Source organism: Sporosarcina sp. SG10008 (genome assembly GCF_044569405.1).
Lineage (GTDB): Bacteria > Bacillota > Bacilli > Bacillales_A > Planococcaceae > Sporosarcina > Sporosarcina psychrophila.
Genome location: NZ_CP172607.1, coordinates 4,119,899 through 4,143,881, shown reverse-complemented (window position 1 = coordinate 4,143,881; position 23,983 = coordinate 4,119,899). Strand labels below are relative to the sequence as shown.

The window sequence follows — 23,983 nt, the reverse complement described above, 5'->3', positions numbered from 1 at the left end:
AAGTAAAGCCACGTTCCGCCTGGAACGTGGCTTTACTTTTTGTCGGATTAATCTCCAAGTCGAAACACCAAAAAAAGTTCGTTGGGGTCTTTTTCATGCATGCTGGACACCTTTACTCCCTTTATCAGCTCAAAAGGAGTGCTCGTTTCAAGGAACTCAATATAATCACTTGTTGGATAGTAAAGGATAATATCTACAGATCGCTTGTGCTGGTCGACTGACCGTAGAACGTTAGCAATAACCGTCATGAAAATCTGGATTGAAAAAGGATTGAAGAAATAAAACCGGTTATCCTCCGCCTCCACTTCATATTCCTCTGCCAGACAGCATTCAAAGCTGATGAACGTGTTTGACCGTTTGACTTTTTGCATATAACTTGCTTGGTTTTCAAGTGCTTCCTGATACAGTTGCCCACTCATTTCAATGCCTGTAACCGAAACACCACATCGATTATGTATATAAAATGGCAGCCTGCCTTTGCCACACCCAAAATCCACTAATCTGTCGGTTTTCTTTAATTCATAGACCTCAAAAAAATCATCCAATGCCTTATAGGGTGTCGCTTCGTAGCGGTTATAATGAGAGGACTGATGCAGCCATTCACGCACTCCAACAGTATTAATGCGCAGTAACCGATCGCATTCTTTATCATACATAGCCATTTCTCCCAACTTGTTTATACCCATTGTATCAAAACACCCGAAAAAAACTTGGACATTTTGAAAACATGCCCAAGTTTTTTATTCTAGATAAGTTGAAATAAAGATTCCCTTTAAATCCGCTACAGCGCTCGGGGATGCCTCCCGCCCTAAGCCAAGTAGCTTCGCCGCCAGTCCTAGGGCATCGGCTACTCCTTATAAGGCGCCTTCGCTCAGTTTATTTAGGTATCCAATTGTTCAACATATATACTCTTTGCTATTGTGGTTAATTTAGCGTTATATGCCTTACTATCATTCTCCATCCTTACTTAAGCGTCGAGTTCAATACAGCTACTTGCCCAGCCTTCTTGGTGGCTTTCATTTCGGAAATAGCTTCCAGATGTTTCGTTGTATCAAATTCATTAACACTTTTCGCCACTACCATTGTAGCGATTCCGTTTCCGATTAAATTCACAATCGCACGTCCTTCACTCATAAAACGATCCACACCAAGAAGCAATGCTAACCCTTCAAGAGGAATGATTTGTAATGCCGCTAAAGTTGAAGCTAAAACGATGAATCCGCTGCCTGTAACGCCCGCAGCTCCCTTAGAGGTTAACATTAATATTAATATTACTGTAATTTGTTGTCCTAGTGTTAAGTCGACACCAAACACTTGCGCCAAAAAGACGACCGCCATTGAAAGATAAATAGATGTACCATCAAGATTAAAGGAATAACCTGTCGGGATTACGAGGCCAACAACAGATTTTGATGCTCCGTAACGCTCCATCTTATCCATCATTCTTGGCAGAACAGATTCTGAAGAACTTGTACCTAAGACGATTAGTATTTCTTCCTTGATGAATTTCAGGTAATTCCATAAGCTAAATCCATTCATCTTACAAATGATATTTAATATGACAAAGATGAATAAAAACATTGTAATATAGACTGACATCATTAATTTACCCAGTGGTACCAGTGAAGTCAGCCCGTAATGACCAATTGTATATGCCATCGCTGCAAATGCGCCAATCGGGGCTGCTCTCATGATATAACCTATAATTTTAAAGAAGACGAGCGAGAGTTTATCCATGAACTCTATAACCAATTTGCCCTTCTCGCCAAGAGCGGCAAGGCCTACACCAAATAAAATGGAGAAGAATAACACTTGTAGAATATCGCCTTTTGCAAACGCATCGACCATATTAGAAGGAACAATCTGAGTGACAAACTCAATCCAGTTAATACTTTGTCCACCTTCAGCAGTATATTTTGATACATCGCCTTTTTCAAGTTCATTGTAGTTGAGTCCTGCTCCTGGTTTTACAAGATTAACAACGATTAACCCAATAACAAGCGCTAATGTTGTAACAACCTCGAAGTAAATAAGAGCCTTACCACCAACTTTACCAACCTTTTTCATATCTCCCATTTTCGCGATCCCAAGTACAATCGTTAAGAATATAATAGGGGCTATGACCATTTTCACAGCATTTATAAAAGTATCTCCTAGTGGCTTCATTTCTTTTCCGACGTTTGGCCACACGAGCCCCACTACTACCCCAATCACAATTGCGATTACTACTTGAACGGTTAAATTCTTAAATATTCTCACCTTTAATCCCCCTTTAAACTGAATACTTCATCATTACTAATTAATACAAATGATAGCGCTTTCAGTAGGGTGTGAGAAGTTTATGGTCATAACGGCTATTTTGGTCTTTTTGGTCTTACTTTTTTTGCTGATTGGATACATAACGATTTATAGGTCTTCCAACCCCTCCGTATTGGACATCGAGGGTAATGCCACCGCTTTTTTCCAGGTAATCTAAATAGCGGCGAGCAGTCACTCTAGCTATTCCGATTGCACCTGCCACCTCTTCGGCGGAGCGCGGACCGTCTTGGTTCTGAACATACATCGTAATTTCATTTAAGGTGAATTCATTCAAACCTTTTGGTAAATTGTTGCCTGTGATTTTCTTTGAATGCTCGGAGTAAATCAGTAAATCAAGCTGTTCTTGTGAGATCACTTCAGATGCATTCAAGCTTGTCCTGTATTTCCGATATTTCTCCAATGCCTGCTGAATTCGCTGAATTTTAAATGGCTTAATAATATAATCCATCGCACCATTTTGAAGCATAAGCTTAATTGTTTCGCTGTCTTTAGCGGCAGATACGACAATCACATCTGCCTCCAATTTTTGTTTTCTGAACTCTTGTAATGTCTTGATCCCGTCTTTTTTGGGCATATAAATATCTAATACTACAAGATCTGGACTTAATTCTTTCAAAAGTCTAATTCCCTCTTCGCCATTACTAGCGACGGCCACTACTCGGAATCCTTTTATACTTTCAATAAACTCTCTATTTACTTCTTGAACCATTGGATCGTCTTCAATCAGTAGTACCTTTATTTCTTCTTTACACGTCATACAACTCATCCTCCACTTCCATTGGGAAGGTAATAATGATTGAAGTTCCTTCACCCTGTTGGGATGAAAGGTCAATTTTGCCTCTCCCTTTATCAACGATCTGTTTTATCAAAAAAAGCCCGTAACCGGTACCTTCAGATTTGTTCATCGTAAATCCTTTTTCATAAAGTCTTGGTAGGTATTCTTCGCTCATGCCAGATCCATTATCCTCAACCAATACGGCACACACGTAAGCTGACTGTTCAAAACTAATATCAATTCTTTTATCCTCAGTCTCAATTTGATCGAACGCCCCAAAAGCATTTTCTAGTAGATTACCTAATAACACAACAAAGTCATGTTGGTCTAGTTGATTGGGAAAGGCGGCAAAATAACTATTTTGATCAACCTCAACAGTAATCCCTAATTCTTTTCCCCTTCTTACTTTGCTTAAAAGGAGACCTGCAACTGCATCATTTTTAATTTTTTCATTCAGAAAACTTGTTACATTTTCTTGCTCTTCCGATGTATTAAAAGCAAGTTGCAACGCTTTTTCAGGTTTCCCGAGCTGAATTAGACCAGCTATCGTATGAAGTTTGTTCATATGTTCATGGCTTTGAACCCGCAATGCCTCTACAAAGTTTTTGACACCTGTTAATTCTTCGGCAAGCTTAGTCACTTCTGTACGATCCTGAAAGATTGCTACAGCACCAATTAATTCGTTATCCTTTTTAATCGGTATACGATTACTTACGATCACTTTTCCGCTTACCTTTATCTCCTCATTATATACCGCCTTATTTCTTTCAACAATTTCAGGAAGCCTTGTGTCCTTCAGTACATCGCGAATTGGTTGACCTATAAAATTTCCTTTTACATTAAATATCATCTTTGCTTTCTCATTAAATATCGTAATAATTTCTTTATTGTCGATTGCAATAACGCCTTCATTCATTGAATGAAAAGTAGCTGTTCTTTCTTCATGCATTCTCTTAATTTCATATGGCTCCAACTGAAACATTTGTTTTTTAATATGATTAGCAAGCATTGCTGAACCTATCAAGCCAAATAATAATGTTAATACAACAATTATAAGAATGTCTGTTGTTAAATCGCCCATAATTTCAATAAAACTCGGGATTTTATTGCCAACGACGACAACACCGATTTGGTTTAAGTCTGAATCCTTAATCGGTACAAATGCCCGAATAACGGTACCAATCTCTCCTTCTGCCTTCGAAAAATAGATATGCTCCGCAAAAGCCGGCTTTTCATCCTCACCTGTCGAGGGTTTTCCTAGCATTTCCTTTACAGGATGAGAATACCGAATTCCATCCATATTCATGACAACAACATAATCCGTATTATTAATGAGTCTTATTTCATCGACAACGGGGTTCACTATTTTCCACCCTATTGGTTCTTGGACTGCTTTTCTTATATCTGATAGTTCAGCTACAGTTCGTGCCGTGTTCATAGATCTGATTCTTAATTCTTTTTCCTCTTTTTGTTGAATGTTAGCAATGATGACAATTCCGCCGATCAACAATGAAAAGATAACTACCGCATAAGATAAAGTCATAATTTTCCAACGTATAGGTAATTGTCTCATTTTCAGTCCCCCTTTCCTACTATTCATCTTTACGAATCGCAATTTTCTGAGTATGCTTACACTAACGAAGTAATAGGAGGCTTACGGTGAAAAACATATTTGTTTATATGCTCCTTTTAGGCACTGGTATTGCTATTGTTTTAGGATACTATAATCTATTTCCTCAGAAAGAACTGGTTTATGACGACGATCAGGAAGGACTCAGTGATCAAATCATTTTTAAATTTAGCCATGTCGTTGCCGAGAATACGCCGAAAGGACGTGCGGCAGACAAGTTTGCTGAGCTCGTTAATGAGAAATCAAATGGTCATATAAAGATCGTCGTCTTCCCAAACGGAAGTTTGTTTTCTGATATAGATGATATTAATGCCTTAAAAGAAGGGCAAGTACATATAATAGCTACCTCCACCTCAAAACTTGGAGTACTTTCTCCTGAATGGGGTGTTCTCGATCTACCATTCGCCTTCCCTAATCATGAAGCTATTCACAAAGGAATACATGGGCCTATCGGTGAACACCTGCTAAACTCATTACAAAAAAATGGCATTATTGGACTCGCCCATTGGTCCAATGGTTTTAAACAAATCACATCAAACAAAGGCCCTATTGTTACACCACAAGATCTAAAAGGGCAAAAAATCAGGATTATGAAAAGTGATGTCATTCAAGCCCAATATGATCTATTAGGCGCTAAGGCGCAACAAGAATCATTTAATTCCACCTATAACTTAATCGAAGCCGGACATGTTGATGGCGAAGAGAATACGATTTCAAATATCCATTCTAAAAAGTTCTATAACGTTCAAAAACATTTGACGATCAGTAATCATGGATACCTAGGTTACGTCGTGATGATGGATCAAAAAGTCTGGGATCAGCAAACAAAAAACACTCAGCAAATCCTACTTGAAGCTATGGATGAGACAACTGCCTGGAACGACCGGCATTCTATACTAATGAACGAAGAGCAACTTGAACTTATCAAACGTAACTCATCTATTCAGATTCATGAACTAAGTGATTTTGAAAAACAGGAATGGATAAAGGAACTGTACCCTGTATACGATATTCTTTCAACTACAATTGGCAGTAAATTGGTTGAAGATATAAAAGAATTAAGAGCTACTTATAGAGGAGCGGATTGAATGAAAACTAAGTCAGTAGGGGCGTCTATCACTTTACTAGCGGGATTTCAGTGGCTGTTCTTTATGTTTGCCAATACAGTCGTTATTCCTATTTCTGTCGGCAGTGCTTTTCAGTTGGAATCCATTGAAATTGTATCCGCCATTCAACGCTCCTTCATCTTCACAGGAGTGGCCTGTATGCTGCAAGGGCTTATCGGGCATCGTTTAGCACTAATGGAGGGTCAATCTGGACTGTGGTGGGGCGTCATCCTAAGCTTGGCTGCTACGGCCAGTACGATGAATCTCGAACTAACTACGATTGGTGGCAGCATTGCAGTTGGGGTTATAATTTCGGGCATTATTGTCGCAGTTTTCGGTATTTTGGGTATGGGAGAAGTGTTAAAGAAATGGTTTACACCAATCGTAATGTTTGTTTTTCTCCTATTACTAGCTAATCAGCTCATCACTATTTTTCTAAAAGGAATGATTGGCCTCAATATAGGTGATTCTATAGATGTAAAAGTCGCCTGTTTTTCATTTACTCTCGCCGCACTGACAATCCTTATCCATGTAAAAGGAAAAGGAATTATTAGCAGCTTGAATTTGCTCATCGGAATGACAGTCGGATGGATTGCTGCCGCCCTGCTGTTTCCTGCGGAAGTAACAGAGACAATTAAAACGACCCCTTTCCTTACCTGGTTTCCTTGGGGGCAACCCGCTTTTGAGTGGGGCATCGTCATTACGGTGGTCATTACTGGATTATTAAACACTACGAATACGATTGCCACATTGAAAGGGGCAGAAGATGTTTTTGAACAGGAGACAACTCCCAAGCAGTACCGTGCCTCCTTCTTCCTAACAGGGATGTTGTCGACAGCTTCAGGCGTGCTTGGACTCGTCCCCTATGCACCCTACGCTTCATCATTAGGATTTTTGCAGTCAACTGGAATTCGCGAAAGAGCACCGTTTTTTGTAGGATCCATGTTATTCATCCTCTTGGGATCGGTTCCACAGTTAAGTGCCTTTTTCTCAACAATTCCGCATAGCGTTGGTAACACAGTACTGTTTGTTGCTTATTTACAGCTGTTCCGCTCAGCAATTCGCAACATAGAAGGCCTGAGATTCGAACCCACTACAGTCTATCGCATCGCTTTACCGGTGTTATTAGGACTATCGATTATGACATTACCGGCAACGGCCTTTACAACGATTCCACAGCTTATACGCCCAATCCTTTCGAACGGCATGCTAATGGGGATTTTGGCTGCACTTTTTATGGAGCTTTTGCATTATCTCGGTCAACAGAAGCGAGTGATGTCGTGATTAGGACTATTTCCGTTATATCAGAAGTTCCAATCTAACCGTTAATAAATGTGGGTACCGGGTATTGGTGAAAAGTAATTTACAGCTGTTTGCCTTCTACAATCTCAACGAATTTTGTTGAGGCTCGTGATAATGGTACACTTTTTAAAAAGCATACGCCTATACTTCTCGTCGGTATCTTTTCATTTAGTTGTACTTCATATAACAATCCTTTATTTAAATACTCTTGAGAAAACTCTTTTGTTACACACGCTATCCCTAAATTTATTTTAGCAAACTCTAATAATAAGTCATGTGAACCTAATTCAAATTCCGGTGAAATCTTTATACCTTTAGAAATCATATAATCCTCTACATACTTTCTCGAGTTTGATTTCGATTCAAGAAAAATTAATGGAAGCTTTACTAATTCATTTAGGCTTAAGGGTTTAGCCAATATTTTCTTAAACCTTTCCCCATAAACAAATGTATCCTGGATATCAATACATGGCTTCAGTTCTAATGTAGGATCGTCAATCGGGAAATTACAAACAGCAACATCTACTCCACCTGATTTTAAAATCGAACAGAGTTCCAATGTCGTACCATTTACAATCGTAAATTTTATATTTGGATATCTAATGTGAAAAGCCTCCAAATAGGGAAGTAGAAAATACCTTGAAATTGTATCTCCTACACCTATCTTTAATTCACCTGTCGTTAAGTTTTTAAACTCTAAAATCTTTTCTTCTCCGACATGAATTAAATTAATAGCCGAATTGGCGTATTCAAATAGCAGACTACCTTCATTTGTCAGAGATACGCCTTTTGGACTTCTATAAAAAAGACGTGTATCTAATTCCCTTTCCAACTGCATGATTGCCTGACTAACTGCTGGTTGCGTCATATAAAGATCTTTTGCAGCCTTGGAAAAACTCTCGCTTTTTCCTACTTGACAAAATATTTTATATAAATCTAATTTACTAACCATATAAGCACCCCTTATACCGACCATTTGTTATATTAATTTTACTTATACCACTAATGCGTTGTATAGTACAGATAGAAAGTTAGTTAATATAAATATACTTTGTAATATTAAGGAGCGATTCCATTGGAAAGAATAGTTGGAACAGTTGCAAGAGGCCTCCGTTGCCCAATAATAAATCGTGGAGATAATATTGAGGATATAGTAGTAGAAAGTGTGTTAAAAGCTTCCGAAGTTGAAGGCTTTACATTTAATGATAAAGATATTGTTTCTATAACAGAATCCATTGTTGCTCGAGCTCAAGGGAATTATGCAACGATTGATCATATTGCTAAAGACGTTAGTTCAAAGTTTGGAGAAGAAACTGTTGGAGTAATATTCCCTATTTTAAGTCGTAATCGTTTTGCAATCTGCCTTCGAGGTATTGCAAAAGGCGTTAAAAAAGTTGTTTTAATGCTTAGCTACCCTTCTGATGAAGTTGGGAATCACCTTGTGGATCTGGACATGCTTGATGAAAAAGGAATTAACCCTTGGACAGACGTTTTAACGGAAGAACAGTTCCGCGGCCATTTTGGTTATAATAAACATGCTTTTACTGGTATTGACTATATTGATTACTATAAATCATTAGTTGAAGAATACGGCATTGAATGTGAAGTTATATTCTCAAACAGTCCAAAAACGATTTTAGATTACACAAAACATGTTCTTACTTGTGATATACACACGAGATTTAGAACGAAAAAAATATTAAAAGCAAATGGTGGCATTAGCGTTTATAGCCTCGATGACATATTAGCCGAGTCTATGGATGGTAGCGGTTATAACGAAGATTATGGCTTGCTTGGGTCAAATAAATCAACTGAAGATGATGTAAAACTGTTCCCACGTAATTGCCAACCTGTCGTTGATAACATACAGCATATACTCAAAGAAAAGACTGGCAAAGATATTGAAGTCATGATTTACGGAGATGGAGCGTTTAAAGATCCAGTCGGTAAGATATGGGAACTTGCGGATCCAGTCGTATCACCAGCTTACACACCAGGGCTTGACGGTACACCTAATGAAATAAAATTAAAATATCTTGCCGACAATAACTTTGCCGATTTAAGAGGCGATGACCTTAAACAAGCTATATCACAATTCATTACCGATAAAGACGATGATCTTGTAGGAGCAATGGAAGCACAAGGTACTACACCAAGAAAACTTACCGACCTTATTGGCTCTCTATCTGATTTAACATCAGGAAGCGGAGATAAAGGTACACCTATCGTCTTTATACAAGGCTATTTCGATAACTTCACAAAATAAAAATTACTCAAACACTAAGCGTCCTGAGTACAGTTGCTTTTAGATCTCTTTGGATTGAACGACTCCTATACCAGTACCGAGATATCTTGCTCAATAGGGATGCGACTTCGTCGCATCCCTATTGAGCTTTTTCGGTAATCAGTATGGTGGTCGTTCATCAGTCGCTCCCCAAAGGATATGGCTACCTTACCAGTATCTTGTGCAAGAAAATAGTCAATCAACAGATGTGATAAATGATAAAAAAAAGCTAGGCAATGAAAGCCTAGCTTTTTCTATGTGTACAGCCAAGTATTTTGAAGTGAAAGTAGCTTATAGCTTTTTAACAAATTCCGTTTTTAATTTCATAGCTCCAATACCATCAATTTTACAATCAATGTCATGGTCCTCGTCAATTAACCGTATTCCTTTTACTTTTGTACCTTTTTTAACGACTAATGAACTTCCTTTTACTTTAAGGTCTTTGATGACTGTTACAGAATCACCATCGTTCAAGACATTTCCATTTGAGTCTTTATAAACTTTTGTTTCCTCACTATTTTCAGCTTCTGCTCCTAAAGACCATTCATGGGCACATTCTGGGCAAACAAAAAGATTACCATATTCGTATGTATATTCAGAATTACATTTTGGACAATTTGGTAAATTAGGCATAATTTCATTTCCTCCATTCGTTATATGCTTATATCCTCTCACAGTCTTCCCGTATTGACAAACCTTCCTTGAAGCTCTTTATTTAAACCTGTCCTATCTAGAATGCTTGGTAAACATTTTGCTCACAGTTGCGAATGCACGACAAGAATAGCCCCTTACTATCTTTCCTGCCAAACCTTTGCAAGTAATTGAATTCCACGAGTAATGTCCTCATTAGAAAGCCCACCATATCCGAGTAAAACTAAATTAGTTGATTTTACATTGACGTAAGAATTTGAAACTGGATAAATACGAATATGAATTACTTTCGCTAATTCAATAGCATCTTCTTCCGTTAAATCAGCAGGTAACTTTAAAACGATATGCAGACCAGAGCTCTCCCCGATAACTTCATATTCGGGCGATAAATAGTGATGAATTGCCTTTAAAATCGTCCTCTGTTTTTGTCGATAAATCGTCCGCATTTTATCGAGATGTCGTCTCCAATAATCTTCCCTCATAAAGTCAGCAAGGGTAAGTTGTTCCATTCGAGAAACCGTTGATTTTTGAAGAGCAAACTTCTGCTCAAATGGCTCAACAAGCTTGATAGGCAAAACAAAGTAACTCATACGAAGAGATGGAATAAGTGTCTTTGAAAATGTACCAAAATAAATGACTCTCTTCATTTCATCAAGCTCAGCAAGTGAGGGTATAGGCTTTCCTTTATAGCGAAATTCGCCGTCATAATCATCCTCAATGATGTAAGCATTGTTTTGATGGGCCCAATTAATTAACTCAATTCTTCGTTGTATCGGTAAAATCATCCCCAGTGGAAATTGATGTGCTGGCGTTGTGTAGAGAAACTGATGTGATTTACTCGGAACAGTCACTCCTAATTCATCTACAGGAATCGCTTCATAAGGTATTCGCTGTTGTTCAAAAACCGCTTTAGCTCGAATAAATCCCGGGTCTTCAATAGCAACAGACGCTGCTTCATAGAAAAACTGACAAATCATATGCAATTGTGTCTGTGTACCACTACAAACGAAGACTTGATTCGGCACGCATGATACACCACGGGATTGTTGAACATAGGCAGCAATTTCTTGGCGTAGGCGCCATTCACCTTGCCAAGGACTCATGGTAAATGAGGCATCTCCTATATGTCGACTCAATAGCTTTTTCCAAGTCTTAAAAGGAAAAACATCCTTCGCTACATGGCCTGAGTGAAAGTCGATGTCGATTTCAGCAATTTCGGGGGGTGAACTATATAGTTGCTGATGTTTCGAAACAAGGCGCTCATAATCATAAGCAGCAACAAAGTAACCAGATCGCTCTTTACTTTCGATATAGCCTTCAGCTATTAGTTGAGCATATGCTTCCTGAATTGTATGCACACTAACACCTAAATCCCTTGCAAGTTGCCGTTTTGAAGGTAACTTCGTATGTAGGAGAAGATGATGCTGTATGATTTTTTCTCGAATTTGCCTATATATTTGAAGATAATACGGGGCATCTCCATTGAATGACAACTCCATAAAAATCTCTCCTCTGGTATGGTTGCTTTTATACTATTTGGTACTTCTAATCATATCAAAGTTAAGGTGTAATGAAATAAAGGAGTGATGGTTCATGGAAACTATTCAATTATACGGAGATGCTGTTGTTTTAAGACCAATGACCAAAAATGATGTAGATGGCATATATGCACATTGCCAAGACGAGCGTATTTGGACGCATATGTTGGATACATTAAAAACGAAAGAAGACGTACAGACCTATATTGAACAGGCATTAGTTAATCGGGAAACAGGAACGGAATACCCTTTTGTCATTGTGCTTCGAGCAACAAATGAAATAATTGGCTCTACGCGATTTTTCGATATTTCCACTGCACATAAACGGTTAGAAATCGGTCATACTTGGCTGCATCCGTCATTTTGGCGCACAAACATCAATACAGAGTGTAAATACTTGCTACTATTTTACTGCTTTAATCAACTACAGTTTCAACGAGTACAACTTAAAACAGGTCATGAAAATAGCCAATCTCAAAAAGCTATTGAACGGATTGGTGCTAAAAAAGAAGGGGTTTTACGTAATCATATGATTAGACCTAATGGAACGGTGCGACATACGGTTATGTATAGCGTAATAGAAGAGGATTGGCCTGAAGTAAAACAGCGTATAGAAGACTTAATGGAGAGTTATCAAAAATAAACCGGTACTTTATCAAGTAGGAGACACCACATAATTCTCTCAAGGTTTAAACAAATACAAAAACGACTAAGAAGTATGTTCTAAGTCGTTTTTGCACTTATTTTTTCATTAGTCAGAAGCTCACTTTCTTTCCAAAACCGCAAAGTAATTTCCTTCATTATCCGCAAAATTAAATACTCTGCCAGAAGGCATCGTTACCATGTCTCCAACTGTGATCTGTTTATCCTTAAAGTCTCTGTATAATTCATCAAGATTCTCTGAGAAAAGCAGTAATGAAGGTGTTTGAAGATTTAATTCCGGCTGCATTTTAGCAATGAGTTCCTTATTGTGAAGTATGATAGTTGTTTCCGCATCCTTTGTTGGAGCGATTTCAATCCACCTCATTCCTTGGCCATTATCTTCTTCTGAAATGACGCTAAATCCTGCTTTTTCCGTCCAAAACTTCACTGTCTCATCTTGGTTATTGACATATAACATAATTTGACCGATTTTTGTAATCATATTGTTCACTCCCTATGAGTAGTTTGTTTTGTGTACTTACGACAAAGGTCTCCGTGACCATCTAGCTAAAGGGTCTTGAAAAAAGAACCTTCAATCCAAAGACAGATCAAAGGTTCTATATTATAGTTCATCTCGATTGTTTCTATATCCAAAGAATTAGCTTTGGTCCGACAAGTTTTCGCTTAGACCAAGCGCCTGCGCTGTTGAAGTATGCATTTCGTGCAAAAGCTCTGGATTTTCCATTAGCGACATGCCATACGAGGGAACCATTTCTTTCAATTTTGGTTCCCATTCTTCGATATATTGCGGGAAGCATTTTTTAATGACATCAAACATAACGTGTACGGCAGTAGAAGCACCCGGAGAAGCGCCTAGCAAAGCTGCAATCGATCCATCTGCAGCAGTGATAACTTCCGTACCAAATTGAAGTGTTCCTTTACCGCCCGCCTCAGTATCTTTGATAACTTGTACACGTTGGCCCGCTACTACAAAATCCCATTCTTCAATTTTGGCATTCGGGATAAACTCTTGTAACTCTTTCATACGCTGTTCTTTCGATAACATAAGTTGCTGGATGAGGTACTTTGTCAATGACATTTCTTTTGCGCCTGCGGCTAACATCGTCAACACATTATTTGGTTTGACAGAAGTTATTAAATCTAACATTGAACCCGTCTTTAAGAACTTTGGTGAAAAGCCGGCAAATGGTCCAAATAGCAATGACTTTTTATTGTCGATAAATCTTGTGTCCAGATGCGGAACAGACATTGGTGGAGCGCCAACCTGCGCTTTTCCATATACTTTTGCGTGATGCTGCGCCACAACATCCGGATTATTACATACCATGAAGATTCCGCTTACTGGGAATCCACCAATATGTTTTCCTTCAGGAATACCGGTTTTTTGTAGTAGATGCAGACTTCCTCCGCCGCCTCCGATAAAGACAAATTTTGCAGTATGGCGTTCGATGCTACCGCTATCGACATTCTTCACTTTCAATTCCCATGCGCCATCATTTGTTCGCTTAATAGCATCAACACTATGTTTGTAATTGATATCGACATTTTTATTCTGTAAGTGGTCAAACAACATGCGCGTTAAAGCACCGAAGTTGACGTCCGTTCCAGTGTCGATTTTTGTTGCTGCTATGGCATCATTTGATGGGCGGCCTTGCATAATTAGCGGAATCCATTCCATCAATTTTTCTGGGTCAGCGGAAAATTCCATCCCTTTGAACAACGGGTTATTTGACATCGCTTCAAAACGTTTCTTTAAAAATGCTACATTTTGTTCCCCTTGTACCATGCTCATATGAGGCAATGACATGATAAAGTCCTGCGGATTGTTGATCAGCTTATTGTTTACAAGATATGACCAAAACTGCATTGAAAGCTGAAACTGTTCATTGATTTTTATAGCTTTGCTAATATCTACAGATCCGTCTGGTTTTTCACTGGTGTAGTTAAGCTCACACAGTGCCGCATGGCCAGTTCCTGCATTATTCCATTCGTTAGAGCTTTCCTCCCCCGCATTTGCGAGCTTCTCAAACACTTTAATATTCCATTCTGGTACTAATTCTTTTAGCATTGTCCCCAAAGTCGCACTCATAACTCCGGCACCAATTAAGATAACGTCTGTTTTAGTTTTTTGGTTACTCATTTTTACCATCCTTTATACCCTAGTATTCGCAGAAAGGATGTAGGCGCTCCTGCTTAGGCGTTATAGCAAGCTAAGGAGTGACCTAGACACATATCTTTTCTGTCTCAATTTTTACAATTATTCATGGATCGGAATAACTTCTATTATATAGTAGTTATAGTCGATTTAAAAGATAGTAAAGCCGAACGTCTATAGGAACACTCAAAAATCCACGGCTTTACCCTAGCTTCTTGCAAAGGGTAAAGCTCTTGTGTGCCGTTACCATTGGATCGACACTTCAAATTTTACTTCCACGACAAATCTAAAGTAGTTTTTTATGATTAACTTTAATTTAATCTTGAACAAATGAATACCTCTATAATCTGAGTGAAGGCATCTCCTAACACCATAGCGAATTCAACGGAGTCCTATGTAGGTGTCAAATTTAACAAAAAAAGTAGTTCCTTCAGATCCTGTTTGAATTTCAATTTTTGCGTTATGACGGGCAACAATGGCATAACATATACCTAAACCCAATCCAGTACCATTATCCTTAGTTGTGTAGAATGGAGTACCCAATTTCTCTACTGTCTGAGGACTGATACCTTCTCCTTGATCCCGTATTGCAAGAACTACACAATTTCCATCTTCCTTGTAGGTGCTGATGGATAGAACTTTCCCTGTGCTCATTGCTTCAAGGCCATTACGATATAGGTTTATTATTAATTGTCGGATCTCATTAGGATTTAAAAGTAGTTCTGGGATGTCTTTAATATCGAATTGAATAAGTTTATTTTGATTACATGTATCGATTTTTATCAAAGGAGTAATATCACGAATAATTGAATTTAAATCTAACATCTCTAAATCAGATGTCCTTGTATTACCTATTGAAAGAAATTCAGTAATAATAGAATTTGCCCGGTCAAGTTCTTCAATCATTAAATTAAAGTAACCATTATGTTTTTCAAATTCGCCTTCTTTTTTTAATAACTGTAAAAACCCTCGTACTGTTGTCATTGGATTTCTAATCTCATGACTAATACCTGCCGCCATTTGCCCTATTAAGTCTAAATTTGATAACCTTTTCAATTCTTGCTCATATTTCTTTTTTTCCGTTATATTTTTTAAAAGACAGCAGATCCCCTCGTCATACGGATAAGCGACTACTTCGTACCAATAATCATCAGAGGTTGAGAGATATTCGAAATGTACTGATACTCGCTCTGACATTGCACGATGAAATTCTTTATACATGACTGTATCCACACTCTTCGGGAAGACATTCCAAATATTCTTACCTAATACATCTTCTGCTGTTTTCTTTTGTGGTATATATTGATGTTTATTTAAGTAGATAAATTCCCATTCTTTATTCAATGCAAAGAATCCATCTGTAATACTTTCAATAACACTCGTGACTTTTTCATTAGCAGTAGCTAATTCGCTTGTTCGCTCTTCCACCATGTTTTCAAGTTGGTCCATATATAACAAGTTTGAAAACGTAGGGGCTGTGGCGTCAACTATAGATTTTGCTAGTTGAATTTGAGATTTATCGTAATTATTAGCTTTCCCTTCTACATTAACAACTGCTATTACCCCTAATACTTCTCCCATTGAAACCAACGGAATCATAAGTAGATACTTACTTTCTTCATTCGGGCCGGAAATTACACTTTTTGTTTTAATAACCTTTTGCATCAGGGTTTCAAAGCTTTGATTCATTCTTATGCTTTTAAGGTTCTCAATCCAATCTGCCTGTGTCCACTCACAGTCTTTACTTAACTTCGTTAATCTAATTGCTGTATTTTCTAACGGATCTAGAAGATATGCAGCAATACTTTTGCTATCTAAAACTTTTCCTAAGTAATAAAAACATTTATCGAGACATTCTTCTACAGAAGAACACATCGATAAGTCACGTGTAACATTAAGTAATAATTGCTTTTCAGCAATAAGGCTTTCTTTTTGTTTTAAATTATTTGCGTTTTGAATTGCGACTGCAGCCATATTCACATAAGCTTCAACACTTTGAATTTCTGACTCTGTTAAGTTCATTGGTGTTCCATAATCAAATAAAAAAACCAGACCAAACAACTCGTGCCCAAATGCAATAGGCAGAGCTAATAAGGATTTAATTTGGAAGGCTTCAACTGATCTCGGATCCGGTCGATTATCCTTTGAGGTATCAGGGATGTAGATGGTTTTTTGAGTTTCAATAACTTCTTTGGCTAGTAAGTCTATTTCAACATCTATTACCTGCGTATCAAGCGTTATACCATTTATAACTTCTGGTTTTCCTGCAAACCCTCTGAATGTTCCATCCTTCTGGGGTAAATAAATACCAACAGAGTTACATTGAACAACCTCTTCGGATATTGCCATTGTTACCCGCTGTAATACTTCGCGTAGTTCTAACTTTGTATTTATTATTTTGGTTATGTTCGCAAGCCTAGAATATCTCGTCTGTTCACTTAACATTCACACGGTCCCCAATCATAGGCATTATAAATTTCAGTTAAAAATCAGGATCTATACGTTACGTTATTTTTTATCTCTCATTTCATATTAAAAATCTCTTTTACTTATGATACGGTTCATTCTTCATTATCCTGAAAGCCCTATATACCTGCTCCAACAATATCAGCTTCATCATCTGATGTGGAAACGTCATTTTCGAAAAGGACAGTAATTCATCCGCGCGTTTTATCACACTGTCATGCAGTCCTAGTGATCCACCAATAACAAATGCCACCTTACTACGTCCGTACGTCATCAACGACTCTAAATCCGCCGCTAGCTCTTCTGACGTCTTCATCTTACCTTCAATCGCAAGTGCAATCACATACGTATCCGACCCAAATTTCGCCAGAATTCGCTCCGCTTCTTTTTTCTTCACAATTTCCATATCGGCGTCGCTTAATGATTCAGGTGCTTTCTCATCCGCTACTTCGACTATATTAACTTTTGCATACGCGCCTAATCGTTTTGAGAATTCCTCAATGCCCATTTTTAAATACTTCTCTTTTAATTTACCTACTGTCACAATCGTTATATTCACAAGTTATCCACCCTTTTTTATTTATTACAAACAAAACTTATGCACATATCCACAACACTTATCTACATCTTGTGTCCGACTATTTGTTCGCCACAACATATATCGAAGGCTCTTCACAGTAGTTGCACTTTGTGGATAACTTTTCTTCCTCCGATACAACTTCCATGATTGGAAACTTTCCTTGCTCCGCTACAAAAACGTCTAAAGCATGGTTTATATGAGTTTCACAGCTATAAGTATTCATTTCTATCCCAACTTTCAGCTTTTTTATTTCACACAAAGTTATTCACAAATATTTAGATTTATCCACAAACAGCGAATACAATAAAAAAACGGGTATAATAGCTAGCTGTTAGCTATTATACCCGTTGTGGATAAGTTTTTCATGGTAATCTGTGTATAATTTTTATTACTAGAATGAGTTACCGTCTTTTAACACCATTTCAATTTCAAGCAATTGACCATCGCGATACACTTTCATTTGCATTGTGTCGCCTACTTCTTTCGAATTATACAGATGTTTACGCAAGGTGACCATGTCCTCAATTTTTTCGCCATCCATTTCAACGATGACATCATACTGCTTTACACCAGCAAGTTGGGCAGGAGAATTGCTCATTACTTCATTGATGACAACCCCGTCTGTTACATCCACCGGTAACTTTAGCATTTCCCGTTGTTGTTGAGCTGGTATACTTCGAAGATCGAGTAATGTAACCCCCATTGTCGGACGGTTTACTTCACCATGTTCTTCAAGTTGATCAATAATCGGCATTGCAAGATTGATGGGGATCGCAAGTCCGATTCCTTCAACCGTTGCCTCCGATACTTTCATGGAATTGATGCCAATAAGCTGGCCAGCAAGGTTAATTAACGCGCCTCCCGAGTTACCAGGATTAATGGCGGCATCGGTTTGTAAGGCATCTGCAAACCAATCTACTGTGCCATTTTCATCAAAATCAATTGGAATCGAACGATCTTTTCCGGATACAACGCCAACGGTTACCGAACCTGAAAAACCGAGACCGAGCGGATTACCAATTGCAATGACCGTTTCACCGCGTTTCAAAGCATCTGAATCCCCAAAATCAATAACTGTTTTAACAAGTTTAGCGTCAATTTCAATGACAGCTAAGTCAGTCCACATATCGCTACCAACGATTTTTCCGTCTGTCTTCGAACCATCATCGAAAGTAATTTCAAGTTCTTGTGCACCTTCTATAACGTGATGATTCGTTACGATATATGCTTTGTCCCCTTGTTTTTTATAAATGAGACCCGAACCTGAACCTGTTTCCCTTGTCGTTTCTACAGGCGACCAAGGATCACTAATTGTCTTCAAATTCGTTACGCCAACGACTGAATCCGCCACTTTCTCGACAATATCAGTAACGTCGTTATTTACATCAAGAGATATGCGTTCTGTTTGCATAGCATCGACCTTCTGCTCCGAGCCATTAACCAGCGACTGTTCCTTTGTACTACTTTCGCCTTGCATGATGAACCATACAAGTAATGCACCGATTACAACTCCAATGAAGCCGGATATGAATCCGCCTCTTCTTTTTGGCGGCTTTTGACTATGTCGCGCTGTACTTTCCGGCATAGGAGCAGAAGGTTGCGGCTCTCCATTCGCCTGATTCTGATTTAGTTCGTCCATACGCCTCTCCCTCTCTAATGATGATGTCATTGTAGTTAACATTACCCTATTTCAACCGTTTCAAAATAAAAAACCTTACCTTAGCAAGGTTTTTATACAATCCCCTGAAGGTAAGGCTAGAGACATTACTCTATACTGTGACAAGTTCAGTCGGCTGATCTGCATCTGTATCATAGAGATGAACAAATTCACCTGTCCTGATACCGCATGTTTCCAGCGTCTGTGTAACACTCATCCTTGCAAGATCTTTCATATTATTATCTTTACTTAAATGTGATAGATAGATTCTCGTATCTTTTTGATCGACAACTTCACTCATTGCAACCGCAGCATCTTCGTTAGATACATGTCCAACATCACTCAGAATTCGTCGTTTGACGGACCAAGGATAGCGTCCTACCTGCAGCATACTAACATCATGATTGCTTTCAAAGACAAAAGCATCTGCACCGCGGATGAACCCTTTCATCCTATCACTCACATAACCTGTATCTGTAATGACCGCCAATTTTCGGCCATTCTCATGGAAAACATAAAACATCGGATCAGCTGCATCATGCGAGACAGCAAATGACTGAACATCGAGTGAACCAAATGATTTTACCGTTTCCATATCAAATTGAAAGCGCTGCTCGAGCGGAATATTGCCAACAAGACCGTCCATCGCCTGCCATGTTTTTTCATTCGCATAAATTGGTGTGCCATATTTCCGTGCGACAACACCAATCCCTTTTATATGGTCACTATGCTCGTGCGTTACAAAGATACCGTCAACTTTTTTCATAGAACGATCAATGCCAGCCATTAAACTGTCCATCTTCTTCGCACTAAATCCCGCATCCACGAGAAAGGTATGTTCATCACTCTCTATAAATACCGCATTGCCGCTACTGCCGCTTGCGAGGACACTAAAACGCATTGCAAAAACCCCTTATTCATTCTCTTCTTCCAACGGTTCTTGCTGGAATTCTATAATCATACCTTCAATTGCATTGATGAAGTAATCTTCTTTTACCCCATCCTTCAATTCTACACGTACATGCCATGTCGGAGCAAACACTTGGGTTTCCGATACTTGAACATGTGTCGAATAACCGAGCTTCATAGACTTTACCTTGGAATCTTGTTTCAAGTGCCCGTTTGAATACAAATTACCGATTGCCTCTATAGGGGAAAGAAGATCTTTTTTACGATTAAAGGTACCGAATTCATGCAGCATACTTTGCTCATAGTTTGTAACTTCCCCCTTGTCATTCCAATGCAATACCAGCTTCGCATTACTACTGAAATAAATGGGATTGTCCATCACTTTCTGAAAAAGCAATGCTTCCTGCGCCTCTTCATCTACGTCCCAAAGTTCGTACTCAGCACCGTTTAATACATACTTAGCGAGAATCTCCGTAAAATCAAAATCGCCTTTCGTATTCATCACACTGACAGGATCGTCCAATTTTGATTGAAGAAATGTTTCGTCTGAGATTTCGACTTTTTGATTTTCAAGTTTGTTTATCTGTTCATCTATAAATATCATAGACTTTGCGGACACATAAGACGGATCGTTTTTATAGGGCGGTAGTTGATCATACGTAACGTTGTCCATCTTCAGCAATTCCTCGATTGGTGTTTTCCCCATCACCTGAACATTTTGGGCATCTGTAACCTTGTCCACATAAAGTAAGTAAAGAAAAACGTTCACGATTGAAAATACGATAATAAATATCGTTTTCGACTTATTCCAATCCAATCAGTTCACCTCCTAAAATTTCAGGTGAAAAGCGGTTCCAATTACCATTAATCAAGTAAAACCAGGCCGGCTCCATGATGAAAAGTCCTGGCTTATATTTCATAAAGTAACCCGGAGTAATTTCCTCGACAGCACCAATATCCAACTTATCCGATTCTCTAAGACTTTCGGCAATATCAATGCCTGGTGGAAGAAGTTCAATTTCTGATTTTGCTGGATTTGAAGAATTGAGTCTATAGTACGGTCTTGCATAACTATATATCCGATTTTTTCCCCACTTCGGCAGAATTTCAGCAGAAGAACTGGAATCTGTATAGACAGGTAATCCGTGCAGATATAACCGGAATCTTACTGATCGGGTCTCGGCATCCATGTACGTAAATCTAAATTCGTCTGTCCATCCGCCGTGTTCATTAACAAAGTTGACTGTATTTATCAGTAACTCTGAGGGTATTGCAAGTTCTTGACTTTCTGCACTTGGTGAAACATAGTTCAGTGTTTTCTTCTCCGTATAAACATTCATCATTGCATGATCGTCAGCAAGTTCTTCAACATGAATTCCCACTTGGCTGTTCCGTACTGCATTTACATCACTGAACAATGCATCACGGAATTTATTAATGGAGACTTCATCCTCCAGAAAAGTGTACTTAATCGTTTCCACGGGCTCTACTGAGACTACGAGATAGGAAGAACTATCAGGGTTTACTTCTCTGTATTCTTGAAGTTCTCGCCCGACTGTTAATATTGAATTATCGAGACTTTGATAATCCTCTGCCTTCACTTTTGCGCTATAAAGCTTCTTGTTTTCTTTGCTCACGAAGTAGACAGTCATCGCAGTATTGTCCGGCTTCCATTCAACCACAATCTGGTTAAATGAAATCTCGGGCGTCGGTGCTTCAATTTTCAAAACGCTGTCATAGACAGACAAAGGAATTTCACTTTGAAAGAACACTGTAAACCGGTTAGGCTTCCGTAGCAAAGTACTTATATCCTCTGAAGTAAAGTTTTCTTCCACTGTGGTGATTTCTGTTATTTTCCAGTCCGTTATCTCTTCCATAATACGATCGATTTTATCTGAATCAGTTGTTCCTTTCAAAGCATCGTCAAAATTAAAGACCATTTTATATGGTTTTATAATTTCATCAATTCTCTTTTTATCGCCTATAGAAATATCTACGGGCGGGAACTGCTCAATGGTTTCATAACGCGGTGAGTACGTCCAAATAGAAAATGTTAGTATGATACTGAGAGCGACAAGTAGGATAAGTACAATCGATTTGACAGTTTCAACATATTTCAACCCCACTCACCGTCCTCCTGAAGTTCAAACGGCAACGTAAAGAATATTGTCGTTCCTTTTCCTTCTTCGCTTTCTGCCCATATTTCTCCTCCGTGCGCCAAAATCATTTCACGGGCAATTGCAAGACCTAGTCCTGTACCGCCCATCGCACGGGATCTTGCTCGATCTGCTCGATAGAATCTGTCAAAAATACGTTTAACGTTTGCCTGTGGTATTCCCATACCATCATCCGAAATCATTACTTTAATAAAGTCTCCGGACATTGTAATGCCAAAACGGATATCTCCGCCGTCTGGTGAGTATTTTAACGCATTTGAAATTATATTATCGAGCACCTGGGTCATCTTATCCGTATCGATTTCAACAAACAGTTCGGAGGAAGAGAGAAGGCGTATAAACTGGACTTCTTGAGACTTCGAAAATTCAAAGCGACCAATGATTGATTTGAAAAAATAATTGAATTCAACCCATTCTTTATTCAAGTCATAGTCCCTGCTGTCCATGCGTGATAGCTTCAACAAATCGTTAACAAGCCGAATCATCCGCTCAGTTTCAGTCTGTGTTACGTGAAGGAAGGATGGTGCAATCTCCTCATTCTTCCACGCCCCGTCAGCAAGCGCCTCCAAATAACTGCGCATTGTTGTAAGTGGCGTACGCAATTCATGCGATACATTTGAAACAAACTCACGTCTTTCCATATCGATTTTCTCTTGTTCTGTATTATCGTGTAAGACAACAATAAGACCATTCACAAAACCAGTTTCTCTTTGTGTAACGGAAAAATTCGCTCGTAAAATATAAGGCTGATCTTCCGTACTGAAATCCAGTGCAATGGATTCCTTTACTTGGATTAAATCCTCAAATGCATACTCCTGCTCAAATCCAAGGATGCTAGATATCGGTCGGTTCAAGACCAAATCCCGTGTTAGTCTTAGCATAAGAAGTGCGGAGTCATTAATAAGGCTGACGCGACCTTTTCGATCAGTTGCAATGACGCCATCAGTCATATTCTCTAATACGGAAGCCAGTTTCCGCCGTTCACTTTCAGTCGATGACTGAGACTCTTGTAATTGGTTCGTTAAATGATTGAAGGCTATTGCAAGTTGGCCCATTTCGTCATTTCCATATACGCGAACTTTTCGCGAGAAATTCCCTTTCGCCATCGCTTGAGCCTGGCGCCTCATATCAGATATTGGTCTTGTCATCGTCTGTGCGATTAAAATACCAAGAATGATTGTAATAGACAACGAAACAGCTACCCCGCCGGCTAAAATACGATTTACTTCATCGATTTGTTTAAACACCTTTTCAATGTTTGCCTCAAGATAAAGTATGCCTTTCACTTCATCTCCAACAACAATAGGCGTTGCACGAACCAAAATTCGATTGCCTGTTTTCCGGTCAAGATTAATAATGTCATATGGAGTTTTCGACGCATTTGACTTCCTCACAATGTCGTCCGCCGAACGCTGTCCAACCATAGATATATTATTTAAGGCTGATGTTGCAAGAATAATATTCCCCGCATTAATAACTCGTACTTCATTGATATCTTCCGATTTAAAACTCGAAAGGACGGCCTGAAGACTCTTCTCAAGTGTCATCGGGTCGTCCGCAGCTCGTTTTTTCATCATTTCTTCACGCACACTGAATTCGACCAAACTCATCCTATCATCAATCGATGTTGTGAAGTTAGATTTCATGTTCTGTTCGAGCTCGCGTGCAAAGTACAGCCCGATTATTTCCATTGCAATTAAAATCAGCATCACATAGATTAAGACAAATTTAACGTGGATAGATCGGAAAAAACCAACTTTTTGCATGATAG

General features: G+C 38.7%; 21 protein-coding genes. 4 read left to right on the top strand and 17 right to left on the bottom strand.

From position 1 onward, the window contains the following. Positions 1 to 47: 47 nt before the first annotated feature. The 4 genes from ACGLYD_RS19460 to ACGLYD_RS19445 all read right to left on the bottom strand — a co-directional run bounded on the left by ACGLYD_RS19460 (position 48) and on the right by ACGLYD_RS19445 (position 4,667). Positions 48 to 656, bottom strand: a complete 609-nt coding sequence (locus ACGLYD_RS19460) for a class I SAM-dependent methyltransferase (protein WP_187046301.1) — start codon at positions 654 to 656, stop codon at positions 48 to 50. Between the two features lie 307 nt (positions 657 to 963). Further along, positions 964 to 2,259: a C4-dicarboxylate transporter DctP gene (gene dctP, locus ACGLYD_RS19455; RefSeq protein WP_067204191.1), complete on the bottom strand. Its 1,296-nt coding sequence runs from the start codon at positions 2,257 to 2,259 to the stop codon at positions 964 to 966. 115 nt (positions 2,260 to 2,374) lie between these two features. Continuing rightward, the gene (locus tag ACGLYD_RS19450; protein ID WP_187046300.1) at positions 2,375 to 3,076 is read right to left on the bottom strand and encodes a response regulator; all 702 of its coding nucleotides are present in this window, start codon (positions 3,074 to 3,076) and stop codon (positions 2,375 to 2,377) included. Beyond that, positions 3,066 to 4,667, bottom strand: a complete 1,602-nt coding sequence (locus ACGLYD_RS19445) for an ATP-binding protein (RefSeq protein ID WP_399629970.1) — start codon at positions 4,665 to 4,667, stop codon at positions 3,066 to 3,068. The genes ACGLYD_RS19450 and ACGLYD_RS19445 overlap by 11 nt, the downstream gene beginning before the upstream one ends. An 86-nt stretch (positions 4,668 to 4,753) precedes the next feature. Between ACGLYD_RS19445 and ACGLYD_RS19440 the strand changes: the two genes are divergently transcribed. Both ACGLYD_RS19440 and ACGLYD_RS19435 read left to right on the top strand, forming a co-directional pair. After that, on the top strand, positions 4,754 to 5,812 hold the full coding sequence (locus ACGLYD_RS19440; protein WP_187046299.1) for a DctP family TRAP transporter solute-binding subunit: 1,059 nt from the start codon (positions 4,754 to 4,756) through the stop codon (positions 5,810 to 5,812). Next, entirely contained in the window at positions 5,813 to 7,114 is a 1,302-nt protein-coding gene (locus tag ACGLYD_RS19435) for a uracil/xanthine transporter (RefSeq protein ID WP_340741146.1), read from the top strand. It begins immediately after the preceding gene. A 79-nt stretch (positions 7,115 to 7,193) separates the two neighbouring features. Here ACGLYD_RS19435 and ACGLYD_RS19430 read toward each other — a convergent pair whose 3' ends face one another. Continuing rightward, positions 7,194 to 8,084 (bottom strand): LysR family transcriptional regulator, encoded by an 891-nt coding sequence (locus ACGLYD_RS19430; RefSeq protein ID WP_399629967.1) that lies wholly within the window; start codon positions 8,082 to 8,084, stop codon positions 7,194 to 7,196. Between the two features lie 123 nt (positions 8,085 to 8,207). On the opposite strand from ACGLYD_RS19430, the gene ACGLYD_RS19425 reads away from it, so the two are divergent. Beyond that, on the top strand, positions 8,208 to 9,398 hold the full coding sequence (locus ACGLYD_RS19425; RefSeq protein WP_187046297.1) for a coenzyme F420-0:L-glutamate ligase: 1,191 nt from the start codon (positions 8,208 to 8,210) through the stop codon (positions 9,396 to 9,398). Positions 9,399 to 9,707: 309 nt separating this feature from the next. Here ACGLYD_RS19425 and ACGLYD_RS19420 read toward each other — a convergent pair whose 3' ends face one another. Continuing rightward, on the bottom strand, positions 9,708 to 10,049 hold the full coding sequence (locus ACGLYD_RS19420; RefSeq protein ID WP_399629964.1) for a zinc ribbon domain-containing protein YjdM: 342 nt from the start codon (positions 10,047 to 10,049) through the stop codon (positions 9,708 to 9,710). Positions 10,050 to 10,207: 158 nt separating this feature from the next. Beyond that, complete coding sequence (locus tag ACGLYD_RS19415; RefSeq protein ID WP_399629961.1) at positions 10,208 to 11,566, bottom strand: PLP-dependent aminotransferase family protein; 1,359 nt, start codon at positions 11,564 to 11,566, stop codon at positions 10,208 to 10,210. 94 nt (positions 11,567 to 11,660) lie between these two features. Here ACGLYD_RS19415 and ACGLYD_RS19410 point away from each other — a divergent pair, with 94 nt between their 5' ends. Continuing rightward, positions 11,661 to 12,248, top strand: coding sequence for a GNAT family N-acetyltransferase (locus tag ACGLYD_RS19410; protein WP_399629959.1), 588 nt, complete (start codon positions 11,661 to 11,663; stop codon positions 12,246 to 12,248). A 120-nt stretch (positions 12,249 to 12,368) separates the two neighbouring features. On the opposite strand, the gene ACGLYD_RS19405 is transcribed toward ACGLYD_RS19410, so the two are convergent. The 10 genes from ACGLYD_RS19405 to walK all read right to left on the bottom strand — a co-directional run bounded on the left by ACGLYD_RS19405 (position 12,369) and on the right by walK (position 23,978). Then, complete coding sequence (locus ACGLYD_RS19405; RefSeq protein ID WP_338654362.1) at positions 12,369 to 12,749, bottom strand: VOC family protein; 381 nt, start codon at positions 12,747 to 12,749, stop codon at positions 12,369 to 12,371. A 156-nt stretch (positions 12,750 to 12,905) separates the two neighbouring features. Continuing rightward, positions 12,906 to 14,408: a malate:quinone oxidoreductase gene (locus tag ACGLYD_RS19400; protein WP_342539332.1), complete on the bottom strand. Its 1,503-nt coding sequence runs from the start codon at positions 14,406 to 14,408 to the stop codon at positions 12,906 to 12,908. A gap of 396 nt (positions 14,409 to 14,804) precedes the next feature. Further along, complete coding sequence (locus tag ACGLYD_RS19395) at positions 14,805 to 16,868, bottom strand: ATP-binding protein (RefSeq protein ID WP_399629955.1); 2,064 nt, start codon at positions 16,866 to 16,868, stop codon at positions 14,805 to 14,807. Positions 16,869 to 16,968: 100 nt separating this feature from the next. Continuing rightward, the gene (gene rlmH, locus ACGLYD_RS19390; RefSeq protein ID WP_067204158.1) at positions 16,969 to 17,448 is read right to left on the bottom strand and encodes a 23S rRNA (pseudouridine(1915)-N(3))-methyltransferase RlmH; all 480 of its coding nucleotides are present in this window, start codon (positions 17,446 to 17,448) and stop codon (positions 16,969 to 16,971) included. A gap of 79 nt (positions 17,449 to 17,527) precedes the next feature. Further along, the gene (locus ACGLYD_RS19385; protein ID WP_082786443.1) at positions 17,528 to 17,692 is read right to left on the bottom strand and encodes a CxxH/CxxC protein; all 165 of its coding nucleotides are present in this window, start codon (positions 17,690 to 17,692) and stop codon (positions 17,528 to 17,530) included. A gap of 168 nt (positions 17,693 to 17,860) precedes the next feature. Then, on the bottom strand, positions 17,861 to 19,108 hold the full coding sequence (locus ACGLYD_RS19380) for a S1C family serine protease (RefSeq protein ID WP_399629951.1): 1,248 nt from the start codon (positions 19,106 to 19,108) through the stop codon (positions 17,861 to 17,863). Between the two features lie 130 nt (positions 19,109 to 19,238). Then, the gene (locus ACGLYD_RS19375; RefSeq protein ID WP_067204153.1) at positions 19,239 to 20,027 is read right to left on the bottom strand and encodes an MBL fold metallo-hydrolase; all 789 of its coding nucleotides are present in this window, start codon (positions 20,025 to 20,027) and stop codon (positions 19,239 to 19,241) included. A gap of 12 nt (positions 20,028 to 20,039) precedes the next feature. Beyond that, a complete protein-coding gene (locus ACGLYD_RS19370) occupies positions 20,040 to 20,852 on the bottom strand; it encodes a two-component system regulatory protein YycI (protein ID WP_399629948.1) in 813 nt (270 codons plus the stop codon). Then, a complete protein-coding gene (locus tag ACGLYD_RS19365; RefSeq protein WP_399629945.1) occupies positions 20,839 to 22,161 on the bottom strand; it encodes a YycH family regulatory protein in 1,323 nt (440 codons plus the stop codon). Before ACGLYD_RS19365 ends, ACGLYD_RS19370 begins: the two co-directional genes overlap by 14 nt. Continuing rightward, a complete protein-coding gene (gene walK, locus ACGLYD_RS19360; RefSeq protein ID WP_338654372.1) occupies positions 22,152 to 23,978 on the bottom strand; it encodes a cell wall metabolism sensor histidine kinase WalK in 1,827 nt (608 codons plus the stop codon). The genes ACGLYD_RS19365 and walK overlap by 10 nt, the downstream gene beginning before the upstream one ends. Positions 23,979 to 23,983: the final 5 nt, after the last annotated feature.

Excerpts from the sequence above, each read along its gene's own strand:
- ACGLYD_RS19415 (WP_399629961.1), bottom strand. The coding sequence starts at position 11,566 with ATGGAGTTGTCATTCAATGGAGATGCCCCGTATTATCTTCAAATATAT.
- ACGLYD_RS19445 (WP_399629970.1), bottom strand. The coding sequence starts at position 4,667 with ATGAGACAATTACCTATACGTTGGAAAATTATGACTTTATCTTATGCG.
- ACGLYD_RS19410 (WP_399629959.1), top strand. The coding sequence starts at position 11,661 with ATGGAAACTATTCAATTATACGGAGATGCTGTTGTTTTAAGACCAATG.
- ACGLYD_RS19460 (WP_187046301.1), bottom strand. The coding sequence starts at position 656 with ATGTATGATAAAGAATGCGATCGGTTACTGCGCATTAATACTGTTGGA.
- ACGLYD_RS19380 (WP_399629951.1), bottom strand. The coding sequence starts at position 19,108 with ATGGACGAACTAAATCAGAATCAGGCGAATGGAGAGCCGCAACCTTCT.
- ACGLYD_RS19400 (WP_342539332.1), bottom strand. The coding sequence starts at position 14,408 with ATGAGTAACCAAAAAACTAAAACAGACGTTATCTTAATTGGTGCCGGA.
- ACGLYD_RS19395 (WP_399629955.1), bottom strand. The coding sequence starts at position 16,868 with ATGTTAAGTGAACAGACGAGATATTCTAGGCTTGCGAACATAACCAAA.
- ACGLYD_RS19420 (WP_399629964.1), bottom strand. The coding sequence starts at position 10,049 with ATGCCTAATTTACCAAATTGTCCAAAATGTAATTCTGAATATACATAC.
- ACGLYD_RS19430 (WP_399629967.1), bottom strand. The coding sequence starts at position 8,084 with ATGGTTAGTAAATTAGATTTATATAAAATATTTTGTCAAGTAGGAAAA.
- ACGLYD_RS19405 (WP_338654362.1), bottom strand. The coding sequence starts at position 12,749 with ATGATTACAAAAATCGGTCAAATTATGTTATATGTCAATAACCAAGAT.
- ACGLYD_RS19435 (WP_340741146.1), top strand. The coding sequence starts at position 5,813 with ATGAAAACTAAGTCAGTAGGGGCGTCTATCACTTTACTAGCGGGATTT.
- ACGLYD_RS19375 (WP_067204153.1), bottom strand. The coding sequence starts at position 20,027 with ATGCGTTTTAGTGTCCTCGCAAGCGGCAGTAGCGGCAATGCGGTATTT.
- ACGLYD_RS19450 (WP_187046300.1), bottom strand. The coding sequence starts at position 3,076 with ATGACGTGTAAAGAAGAAATAAAGGTACTACTGATTGAAGACGATCCA.
- walK (WP_338654372.1), bottom strand. The coding sequence starts at position 23,978 with ATGCAAAAAGTTGGTTTTTTCCGATCTATCCACGTTAAATTTGTCTTA.
- ACGLYD_RS19385 (WP_082786443.1), bottom strand. The coding sequence starts at position 17,692 with ATGAATACTTATAGCTGTGAAACTCATATAAACCATGCTTTAGACGTT.